The sequence below is a fragment of the Sphingobacterium spiritivorum genome (genome assembly GCF_016725325.1).
GTDB lineage: Bacteria > Bacteroidota > Bacteroidia > Sphingobacteriales > Sphingobacteriaceae > Sphingobacterium.
Genome location: NZ_CP068083.1, coordinates 1,082,198 through 1,094,025, shown reverse-complemented (window position 1 = coordinate 1,094,025; position 11,828 = coordinate 1,082,198). Strand labels below are relative to the sequence as shown.

The 11,828-nt window shown below is 39.1% G+C and carries 8 protein-coding genes and 2 tRNA genes; 9 read left to right on the top strand and 1 reads right to left on the bottom strand.

Annotated elements, in window-relative coordinates:
- Positions 1-13: 13 nt before the first annotated feature.
- From I6J02_RS04560 to I6J02_RS04520, 9 genes are all read left to right on the top strand, one after another.
- Positions 14-85: transfer RNA gene (locus I6J02_RS04560), tRNA-Met, on the top strand.
- Between the two features lie 169 nt (positions 86-254).
- Positions 255-326 (top strand) — tRNA-Met (locus I6J02_RS04555).
- 60 nt (positions 327-386) lie between these two features.
- On the top strand, positions 387-632 hold the full coding sequence (locus I6J02_RS04550; RefSeq protein WP_201680641.1) for a GIY-YIG nuclease family protein: 246 nt from the start codon (positions 387-389) through the stop codon (positions 630-632).
- 118 nt (positions 633-750) lie between these two features.
- Positions 751-996, top strand: a complete 246-nt coding sequence (locus I6J02_RS04545; protein ID WP_201680641.1) for a GIY-YIG nuclease family protein — start codon at positions 751-753, stop codon at positions 994-996.
- 524 nt (positions 997-1,520) lie between these two features.
- A complete protein-coding gene (locus I6J02_RS04540; RefSeq protein WP_201680640.1) occupies positions 1,521-4,646 on the top strand; it encodes a SusC/RagA family TonB-linked outer membrane protein in 3,126 nt (1,041 codons plus the stop codon).
- 11 nt (positions 4,647-4,657) lie between these two features.
- A complete protein-coding gene (locus I6J02_RS04535) occupies positions 4,658-6,286 on the top strand; it encodes a RagB/SusD family nutrient uptake outer membrane protein (RefSeq protein WP_201680639.1) in 1,629 nt (542 codons plus the stop codon).
- 272 nt (positions 6,287-6,558) lie between these two features.
- Positions 6,559-7,860 carry a ribosome biogenesis GTPase Der gene (gene der, locus I6J02_RS04530; protein ID WP_039990476.1) on the top strand — a complete coding sequence of 434 codons (1,302 nt, stop codon included), beginning with the start codon at positions 6,559-6,561 and terminating at the stop codon, positions 7,858-7,860.
- Positions 7,861-7,880: 20 nt separating this feature from the next.
- Positions 7,881-9,347 (top strand): cysteine--tRNA ligase, encoded by a 1,467-nt coding sequence (gene cysS, locus I6J02_RS04525; protein WP_201680638.1) that lies wholly within the window; start codon positions 7,881-7,883, stop codon positions 9,345-9,347.
- A 27-nt stretch (positions 9,348-9,374) separates the two neighbouring features.
- Complete coding sequence (locus I6J02_RS04520; protein ID WP_201680637.1) at positions 9,375-10,238, top strand: DUF4440 domain-containing protein; 864 nt, start codon at positions 9,375-9,377, stop codon at positions 10,236-10,238.
- Between the two features lie 101 nt (positions 10,239-10,339).
- Here I6J02_RS04520 and I6J02_RS04515 read toward each other — a convergent pair whose 3' ends face one another.
- Positions 10,340-11,716 carry a peptidylprolyl isomerase gene (locus I6J02_RS04515; protein ID WP_201680636.1) on the bottom strand — a complete coding sequence of 459 codons (1,377 nt, stop codon included), beginning with the start codon at positions 11,714-11,716 and terminating at the stop codon, positions 10,340-10,342.
- Between the last annotated feature and the right edge of the window lie 112 nt (positions 11,717-11,828).

Here is an 11,828-nt window from a genome sequence, read left to right as displayed (position 1 = left end):
AAATAAAATATATTGCGGGATGGAGCAGTGGTAGCTCGTCGGGCTCATAACCCGAAGGTCATCAGTTCGAGTCTGGTTCCCGCTACTAAAAAGGGTTAGCGCAAGGCTAACCCAAAAGTATTAATCGCATATTGCGGGGTGAAATGTTCTTCAGAACATAGGACTCATATCCGCCAGCTGGCGGACATCAGTTTGAGTCTGATCTTCACTTAATGAGTTAGCTTCGGGCTAACTAAATTTGAAATAAGATATATTGCGGGGTGGAGCAGTGGTAGCTCGTCGGGCTCATAACCCGAAGGTCATCAGTTCGAGTCTGGTCCCCGCTACTCATTAAAGCTTCAGTTTACGAACTGAGGCTTTTTTTGTTTTCAGAAGTATTGATTTCTATGTTTACGGTTTATGTTCTTTATTCCGTTGTTTACAACAAAATTTATATCGGTGTGACTTCAGACCTGCCAGGTCGTATGCTTTCGCATAATGAATTAGGGACGAAGGGTTGGACAATCCGTTACCGGCCGTGGGAATTATTGTATACAGAAGAATATGCCACTAAATCCGAAGCGCTGAAGAGAGAGCAGGAATTGAAAAGTTATCAGGGTCGGTTATTTATCCGGAGCTTACTGAACGGGTAGTCTTGTCGTGCTCTTATCCGCCAGCTGGCGGACATCAGTTCGAGTCTGGTCCCCGCTACTCATTAAAGCTTCAGTTTACGAACTGAGGCTTTTTTTGTTTTCAGAAGTATTGATTTCTATGTTTACGGTTTATGTTCTTTATTCCGTTGTTTACAACAAAATTTATATCGGTGTGACTTCAGACCTGCCAGGTCGTATGCTTTCGCATAATGAATTAGGGACGAAGGGTTGGACAATCCGTTACCGGCCTTGGGAATTGCTGTATACAGAAGAATATGCCACTAAATCCGAAGCACTGAAGAGAGAGCAGGAGTTAAAAAGTTATCAGGGTCGGTTATTTATCCGGAGCTTACTGAACGGGTAGTCTTGTCGTGCTCTTATCCGCCAGCTGGCGGACATCAGTTCGAGTCTGGTCCCCGCTACTCATTAAAGCTTCAGTTTACGAACTGAGGCTTTTTTTGTTTTCAGAAGTATTGATTTCTATGTTTACGGTTTATGTTCTTTATTCCGTTGTTTACCAAATGATCTATATAAAATAAAAGGGTTTAGTTCTGGTGTTTCGCAAAATATTGCCATATAATATTTTGCGAAACATATAATTAACAATTTATTCTGTAATAATTAGTTCTCAAAATTAATTGTTACAGAATAACATTCTTGTGTATTATCTTATAATCCGCTGATATGTAATCTGTTTTGAGTTTTTTTAGCAAATAATATTGTGCAGTTTTTGCTAAAAAATACTTAGTGTAAATGTTACGCAAACGTTTTCGTTTAGTTAACACTTTCTTAACAGTTTCAATTGACCTATTATTGTGGAACTAAACATACATACCACATACTCTAAAACATATAAGTTTTGTGGATATGAGAATAAACTAAAAAAATATGATCAAGAAGTTTTCAATTAAAGCTCCTTTCAAACCGATTTTTCTTTCTTTACTTCTAACCGGAACTGGTTCTTCGGCTCTTATTGTAAAGGCCGGAAGTATGGGTGAGATTAATTATTCCTATGCGAGACATTTGCAACAGGGAATCAGAGGAAAAGTGACAGATGGTACTAATCCGGTAAGTGGAGTTACCGTAATTGTCAAAGGAAGTGCTAAAGCGACATCGACTGATGCCTCCGGAAATTTTAGTATTGATGCTAAAGTTGGTGATGTTCTGACATTTTCAAGTGTGGGATATGAACCTCAGGAAGTTAACGTCGTTGGTACGACTGTATCCGTTCAGCTGGTATCAGAAAATGAAGCATTGGAAGAGGTTGTAGTTGTAGGTTTTGCAAAACAGAAGAAAGTAAATCTGACCGGAGCAGTGCAGGCTATATCTTCCAAAGATCTGGAAGATCGGCCGGTAACGAATGTTTCATCAGCTATTCAGGGAAAATTTGCAGGTGTTACTATTAGTCAGAATTCAGGACAACCAGGAAAAGACAACGGAACAATCCGGATCAGAGGACTGGGAACCATTAATAATGCGAATCCTTTGGTAATCGTAGACGGAATCGAGAGTTCTATGAATAATATCAATCCTAATGATATAGAAAATATATCTGTGCTGAAAGATGGTCCAAGTGCTGCTATTTATGGTTCAAAGGCTGCTAATGGTGTTATTTTAATCACAACAAAAAAAGGAGGAAATGGCAAGCCTCAACTGAATTATACAGGATATGCAGGTATACAGGATCCAACCAGATTGCCTGATTATATGGATTCATATGATCATGCCGTTATCTTGAATGAGGCTTTGAGCAATGAAGGTAAAGCGATTCGTTTTTCAGAAGCCGATCTTCAGGGATTTAAAAGCGGTTCAGATCCTGATAAATACCCTAATACGGATTGGCTTGATTTGCTATATCAGGGTTCCGGATTTCAGCAGTCTCATAACTTACAGGTTACCGGTGGAACAGATGATGTCAAGTATATGGCATCCGCGGGTTATCTGGGACAGAAAGGAGTGATCAAAATTGCTGCATCAGATCGCTATAATCTGCGGACTAATATTGGGGCTAAGGTTTCAGAACGACTGAATCTGGATTTGGGTCTGGCTTACAATTATCAACGGATTGATGAGCCAGTGAATCCTTACACGGGAGATATGGCGCAGATATTCAGGCAGTCAAATCGTATTCCTTCTTTTATTCCTTATAAATATTCAAATGGGTACTATGGTTATTATGGAGATGGAAACCCGATCGCATGGTTGGATATGGGATCTGTTGATAAGATGATCAACAAACACACTCAAGTGAATTTCTCAGGAGAATTCAAGATCATGGACGGGTTAAAATTCAAACAGGTAGTTGGATTTCAGCCGATTGATAATCTTTCTTCAAAATTTGTAAAGGATATTCAATACTATGATAATAACACCGGAGCTCCAACAAGTAAGCAGGGCCCAAATAATTTAACTGTCTATAACTTTCAATCCGAGCGCTTAACATTTCAGTCCTTACTGACCTATGATAAAAAGATTGGACAACATCAGCTGAATGTTTTAGGAGGTTTTATGGATGAGACATTTAAAGCAGATTATTCCAGTTCCTACAGACAGAATTTTTTAAATAATGATCTATCTGAAATAAATTTAGGAGATGTTGATGGCCAAAAGGCAGAAGGCGGGGCTAAAAAGTTAATATTAAGATCCTGGTTTGGTCGTTTGAATTATGTATTTGCTGACAAATATCTGTTGGAAGCAAATGTACGGCATGATGGTACTTCCCGTTTTTTAGGTTCAAACAGATGGAGCACATTCCCTTCTTTCTCGGCAGGATGGAGAATTTCACAGGAAGAATTTTTTACCAATTCCAGTTTAGCGAATTCAATATCTGAATTTAAACTAAGAGGGGGATGGGGGAAACTGGGTAATCAACAGCTTGCCGCAACAACAGACAATAACTATCCTACCAATGACTCTTACTACCCCGGTATTTTTGTGATAAGCCCCGGATATAATTATCCCTTAGGAGGAGTTACGAGCCCGGGAGGAGCAATTGTTAATTCAGCGAATCCGGTTTTGGCGTGGGAAGCTACCCAAAGTACCAATATTGGTTTTGATCTGAATTTCAAAAATAATCTGGGTATTGTGGTGGACTATTTTGATCGTATAACGGATGGAGTATTATTGCAATTGCCTGTCTCGTCCTTGTATGGACTTCCTGCTCCAACACAAAATGCAGGAAAAGTTCAAAATAACGGCATTGAAGTTCAGTTAAATTATCAGGGAAGAGCAGGAGAGTTAAAGTATAGCTTCGCAGTAAACGGTTCATATATAAATAATCAGATCAAGCAATGGAAAAATACTGCCGCTGAGCCTAACGGTACATTTTATGTCTATCAGCAGGGATCACCTATACGCTCATTCTACGGCTATGAAACTATGGGTATATACCGTACGGATGAAGAATATAAAAACAGTGGTGTCAAAGGTGTAAACAATAATGTCGGTGCTGGAGACCTGATCTATAAAGATCAAAACGGAGATGGTAAAATTGACGGAAATGACCGTGTATACTTAGGTTCACCGGATCCTAAATATATCTTTGGTCTGACATCAAACCTAAGCTACAAAAATTTTGACCTGAGTGTGTTTTTTCAGGGAGCGGCTAAAGTGCAGGGATATCTGTGGGGTGAAGCCATCGGAAGTATTTCTGGATCAGATAAGCCAACTGACATCTATGCAGACAGATTTAATGCAAGCACGAATCCAAACGGATCAATGCCAAGAGCTCTGACTAGCTGGACGCAAAACAGTCCTTCAAGTACGCCGTCAGATTTCTGGATTCAAAATGCAAGTTATTTAAGACTGAAAAATATTACAGTGGGTTATACCATCCCTAAGAGTTTTGTGAATAAAATAGGAATCAAAGGAGCCAAAATATACTATAGCGGACAGAATTTATTGACTTTTACAGGTTTTGCCAAAGGATTTGATCCGGAAACACCTGCAGATTCAAGAGGTAACTTCTATCCACAGGTAAAAACAAATGTTTTTGGTTTGAATGTGAATTTTTAATTAGAAAAGTTATGAAATTTAATACATATATAACAGTTGCATTAGGACTTACATCTGTTTTGTTTTCCTGTCAAAAACTGGATCAGGATCCTTTGGATGCAATAAGTGAAAGTAATTTCTGGAATACAGAGAAAGAAACATTGTACGCTGTTACAGGTTTATATAGTGGGAGAAGAGGAACAGACGGTAAATTGGTTTCCGGTTCTTCCTGGGAAGATGGGAGTCAGATCTTCTACATGGATTGTACATCAGATAACTCTAACAGTGATTTTCCCTGGGAAGGATTTCAGGCACTGGGTAACGGGAATGCAACTCCTACAGATGCTGGAAATGCTACAACACGATACAGCTATGAATTGATCAGAAGAGCAAACTGGATTTTGGAGAATATAGATAAATCTCCTGTTTCTGAAACATTGAAAAACCGGTTGAAAGCCGAAGTCAGAGTTATTCGTGCTTATCGTTATCTGGATATGGCGACATTATTTGGTGCAGTGCCGATTTTGACAAAAACGGTCTCGATTGAGGAAGCATATGCACCAGCCAATACGCAAAAAGAAGTTCTTCAGTTTGTGGAGACAGAATTAAAAGATGCAGCAGCTATATTACCTGCAAAATACGACGCCAGTAATGTAGGACGTATGACTAAAGGAGCAGCTCTGGGGTTGCTGGCTCGTTGTTATGCTTTCCAGAACAAACATGAAGATGTTATCAGTACTACGGAACAGATAATTACTTCCGGCACATATCAGTTGTTTGGTGATTATGCAAATTTGTTTGAAGAAGCAAATGAGAATAACAGTGAAGTGATGATGGACATTCAGTATGTTGCTAATATTCAGGGGTACACAGATTTAGGAATTATGATGCCAAATCTGTCAGGCGGTTGGAGTTCTATTGTTCCTACGCAAAGTCTGATCGATGCTTATGAAACAAAAGATGGAGAACTTACCAGTGAGTCTGCAACATACAGTGCTGCAAAACCCTACACAGATCGTGATCCGAGACTTTCAGCAACTGTGGTTTATCCGGGAGCATCATATAGTGGCAGATATTTTGATCCCTTGAATCCAAATTCAAAAGATCATCCTGCATCAGCTGATAATGCATCCAGTACAGGATATAACTATAAGAAATATTTGCAAAATCCATCCTCATATAGCAATGTATGGAATGTCGGCGTGAACATTATTGTAATGCGTTATGCTGAAATGCTGCTGCTGAATGCTGAAGCTAAAATCGAATTGAATAAAATTGATAACAGTGTGTACGAACATTTAAATGCGGTACGCGTGCGTGCAGGAATGCCTAAAGTAAACGAAGCTGTTTATAGTAATCAGACAAAACTGAGAGAATTGGTCCGACGGGAATTTCGTGTAGAATTTGCAGGAGAAGGAAGACGTAGATTCGATATTATCCGTTGGGGAATAGCAGATGTTGTCATGAACGGGGCTGTTTATGGCAGCTTATCAAAGGGCAGTGTAAATCCCCAAACCGGAGAAGTAACGTTCACTAACCTTACAGATCGTTTTTTCGTAGAGAACAGAATCTTCACAAAAGGAAAAAATGAATTATGGCCTATTCCACAGGTCGTAATTGACAACAGTAAAGGAACGTTAAGTCAAAATCCAAACTATTAAAAGTTTCAATTTGTTTATAAAAGGTCACTCTGAATGGAGTGACCTTTTTTGTTCTTAACGTTGGCGCAGGATATTAAATGATATATATACCTGAAGTGCGTAAAAGAGTTCTAAGAGGCCCGTTCCTGTAAATACGAAAGCTATAATGGATTCTCCGTCAAATTTAGTATATTAATAAAGGATAATCATTCCTTATTCCGTATCTTTGTTCCCTTAATAATTTAGAATAACTGTGCGGTTCATCATAAATGAGCCGATTCAAAATAACAAATATGGCAAATATTGTTGCAATCGTAGGTCGTCCAAATGTTGGAAAATCAACTCTTTTTAATCGTCTTACGGAAAGTAGAAAGGCTATTGTGGATGACTTTAGCGGGGTGACTCGCGATCGTCACTACGAATCTGCTGAGTGGATAGGGAAAAAATTTACTGTTATTGATACCGGAGGTTTTGTACACGGATCTGACGATGTGTTTGAAGAGGCTATTCGTGATCAGGTATACATTGCCATCGAAGAAGCATCCGTTATTATCTTTATGGTAGATGTGACTACCGGTATTACCGATCTGGATGATGAAATAGCTGATATTCTGAGAAGAAGTACGAAGCCTGTGTACGTTGCTGCCAATAAAGTTGACCATGCGAAACTACACCATGACTCTGCAGAGTTCTATGCCTTTGGTCTGGGAGAAATTTACAATATTTCTTCAGCGACAGGCTCTGGAACCGGAGAATTGTTAGATGCTGTTGTTTCTACTTTTGAAGTTGAAGAGGAAGAAGAATCTACGCTTCCAAAATATACTATTGTAGGTCGTCCGAATGTAGGTAAATCCTCATTGACGAATGCATTATTAGGGAAAGAACGTAATATCGTAACACCTGTTGCAGGTACGACTCGTGATTCCATCCGTATTCACTATAATCAGTTTGGTCATGAATTCTTATTGATCGATACGGCTGGAATGCGTAGAAAATCAAAAGTAAATGAAGATATTGAGTTTTACTCCGTTATGCGTACGATCAAGGCATTGGAAGACTCCGATGTTGTTATTCTGATGCTGGATGCTCAGGATGGTATTGAAGCGCAGGATATTAATATCTTTCATTTGGCGGAGAAAAATAAAAAGGGTGTCATGATCGTGGTGAATAAGTGGGATTTGATCGAGAAGGATAACAAGACCATGAAAGAATTTGAAGCTCGTATCCGTGAAAAAATTGCTCCTTTTACAGATGTTCCTATTGTATTTACATCCGTAACGGAGAAACAGCGTATCCACAAAACACTGGAAGTGGCTGCGAAAGTATATCAGAATAAAACCAAGAAAATCCCTACTTCTAAGTTGAATGAAGTGATGTTGCAGGTGATCGAAAACTATCCTCCTCCTGCAATTAAGGGAAAATATATCAAAGTCAAATATGTAACCCAAATTCCGGGAAGATCCCCGATGTTTGCCTTCTTCTGTAATCTTCCTCAGTATATTAAAGATCCTTACAAAAGATATGTAGAGAATAAGTTGCGTGAGAATTTTGATTTTGAGGGTGTTCCGATTCAGTTATATTTCAGACAAAAATAGATTCCCATTCTTATAATTTTATGGAAAATAATCTAGTTCTTTATAATACAATAAGCAGAAAGAAAGAGAAATTTAATCCTATTCACCCTTCCATGGTAGGGATGTATGTGTGTGGACCCACCGTGTACAGTGATGTACATTTAGGAAACTGCCGCACATTTGTGTCATTCGATCTGATATTCCGTTACCTGTTACATCTGGGCTATAAAGTACGTTATGTACGTAATATTACTGATGCCGGACATTTGGAAGGAGACAGAGATGAAGGGGATGATAAATTTGCGAAAAAAGCTAAGCTGGAGCAATTGGAGCCAATGGAAATCGTACAAAAGTATACTATTGGTTTTCATGATGTACTTCGCTTGTTTAACACGCTTCCCCCAAGTATTGAGCCTACAGCTACAGGCCATATTTCAGAACAGATTGAGATGATCAAACAGATCATTGATAACGGTTATGCTTATGAAGTGAATGGCACCGTTTATTTTGACGTGGAGAAATATGTTCAAAAATACGATTATACTGTTCTGACCAATCGTAAACTGGAAGATATGTTGAACAACACGCGTGAATTAGGCGGGCAGGATGAGAAAAGGGGACGTTTGGATTTTGCCCTTTGGATCAAGGCAAAACCTGAGCATATTATGCGCTGGCCGGCACCATGGAGTACAGGCTTTCCTGGGTGGCATATTGAATGCTCGGCGATGAGCAATAAATATCTGGGAGCACAGTTTGATATACATGGCGGAGGAATGGATCTGGCTGCTACTCATCATACCAATGAGATCGCTCAATCAGAAGCATGTAATCACACCAGTCCGGCGCGTTACTGGATGCATACTAATATGCTGACAGTTAACGGAGCACGGATGTCCAAATCTTCCGGTAACGGATTTTTGCCTCAGGAATTGTTTACAGGGAATCATCCGCTTCTGGAAAGAGGTTATTCTCCGATGGCAGTCCGCTTCTTCATGTTGCAGGCACATTACAGAAGTACATTGGACTTCTCAAATGAAGCTCTGGATGCTGCGGATAAAGGATTTAAGCGATTGATGAATGCTATCGCACTATTGAATAAGATCACGCCTTCTAAAGCTACTTCCGGATTTAATCTGGAAGATATACGTAAAAACTGCTATGCAGCTATGGACGATGATTTCAACAGTCCTATATTGATTGCAGAACTTTTTGAGGTTGTGCGTGTCATCAACTCTATTTATGATGGTAAAGCTACCATTAATCAAAAGGGATTGGATGAACTCAAAGCCTTTATGAAAGACTTTGTTGAAGATATTCTGGGGTTGAATGATGATAGCAATGCAGGGACAGATAATATGGATGAACTGATGAATGTGATTATTAATATCCGTAATTCAGCCAAACAGAATAAAGATTTCGCAACATCAGATCGTATCCGTGAAGAGTTGTCCTCTATAGGTATACAATTGAAAGACAGTAAAGACGGAACACTTTGGAATAAGATTTGATATTAGACCGTTGTAAAAATATAATTAATGAAATTTTGGACAACAGTAGCTGTAGCCACAGCTTTAACTTTTCAAACCTATAACAGCCAGGCTCAATTGCCGGATAAAGTTGGAAGTCTGATTACGGTAGATCGGGATGCAGCTAAATTATCACAATCCAGTAGCCCTCATCAGGCTTTCTTGTCTATTGTAGATAAAGAATCTGTCTTTTTCACACCTTCCGCAGTAAATGCTTTCAATTATCTCAATAACAGACCCAATATTGCGGATGTCATGAGCTGGGATCCTAATTTTGTATTGGTATCCCGTAGTCAGGATTGGGGAGTGACCAGCGGAGCTATGGAGTTTCAGAAAGTTGGTGCAATAAAGCGTTACGGGCAATATCTGACGGTCTGGAAAAGAAATAAAAAAGGGGTATGGAAGGTTAACTTCAGAGCCGAAGTAGAGAACTATGGTAAGCAGAAAGCCTCAGATTTGATCTATTATGAGCCGGATGACAACTGGTACCTTAAGCATCGTTCGAAAGTAAGATTGGGTCAGCGTGAAGATGTAGTAATGCAGAGTGATAAGCTGTTCTCCACCGTTTTAAAAGCAAATAATCCTACAGCATACGGAGAATTCCTGACAGATGATGTTAAGTTTCTGTATCCATGGCAGGATCCGATGGAAGGAAAGAAAGATGTAATGGCATTCCTGAAAAAACAACGTGTAGAGATTCATACTAATCCGACAAACGTAGGTCGTGCATACAGTGGTGAATATGCGTATACCTATGGTACTGCAGACGTAATTACTAAAGATAAAACCGTTAAATATAATTATATCCGTATCTGGCAGCTGAAAGATGACTATCAGTGGAAGGTGATGATTGAGATGATGTTTGAGCGGTAATAAAACAACATTCATATTACGTGATATCCAAATGGTATAAAACATAAAGCGGGCTTCAACATCATCTGTTGAAGCCCGCTCTAGTTTATAAGGAACTATACTTATTTTGCGATATTTGCCGAAGCATTTTCTATAGGTTTGATCCAGATTTTAAGATCGTCGCACTTATGAAAATCATCATTGATAGCAATAAATGTATTCGTTCTTCTGCTCTCAAACCATTCGCTTAACTTTCTTCTGGTTTTGTCTTCCGAAGCGGCTTCTTTTATTTTTGAAAAATCCTGATCAAGATTAGCCTTATGAGGGGGAATTCTTGTCTTTAGAAAACTGATGCGGTAACCACTCTTACCTGCAGGACCTTCTTCCTGAAAAAGGGTAGGTTGAGAGTATTCTCCGGCTTTTAAAGGATCGATGGCTGTAAATACACTTGCCTCCAGTTTATTAACAGGTATTAGTGTAGATCTGTTCTGATCAGTAACCATACCACCGTTAAATTTCGTTTCCTTATTGTCTGAATATTGCGTCGCTGCATTATAAAAATCTATTTTCTTATTGATCAGCTTTTGGTACAAGCTGTCCATTTTTACTTTTGTGCGCTCCAGACTTGCATTGGTCGGTTTGATGGAGATCAAAATATGCCTTGCACGAACTTCTTCACCTCTTCTTTCCAGTACTTGCAGGAAATGGAAACCGTATTCTGTCTCGAATACCTGAGAGATCTCTCCTGGTTTCAGTTTAAAGGCAACTGCAGAAAATTCTTTTACATAATTATCACGGGTCGAGAATCCAAGATCTCCACCAGCAACAGCAGATCCCTTATCCTCGGAATACAGTCTTGCTATTGTTCCGAAATCCGAACCATCCACAATTTGTTTGCGAAGATCTTCAGCTCGCTTGCGGGATGTTTCTTTTTCTTCTTTAGTGAGTACCGGATACATGACGATTTCTCCGATTTCAACTTCGGTGTCAAAGTAAGGCAGACTGTCTTTGTCCAGACCTTCAAAATATCTTTTGACCTCCAAAGGAGTAACATCGATTTTCTGAACAATATTCTGCTGCATTTTCTGAGCTTTCAATTGTTCTGCCACACTGGTACGCATTTCTTCTTTATACTGTAACAGAGATCTGTTCAGAAAACTTTCCAACCTTTCTTTTCCTCCTGCCTGACGGGTCATCACATTAAGACGGTTGTTGAGATTATCATCCACTTCAGATTCGGATACTTCAATCGAATCCAGTACTGCCTGTTGCGCAAGAAGCTTTTGTGTTAATAACTGTTGAAGAATATAGCATTTGAAATCTTCGTTAGGACTCATTCCCTGAGCTAAGTTTTGAGAATACTGCATATCTATATCTGATTGCAATATGATATTAGCTCCCACTGTAGCCACCACTCTGTCTACTATTTTGCCCTGTGCGAAAGTGAGGTTTACACTTCCCAACACACAAAATAGTAACACACATAACTGTTTGATCATTCTTAGTGAAATTGAATTACGTTGTGAATATGATATTTGACTATCAAAATCTTATACTCATCTAAACTAACGCAAAAATATCAGATTAAATTAACTTTTTGGTGTTTTGGTC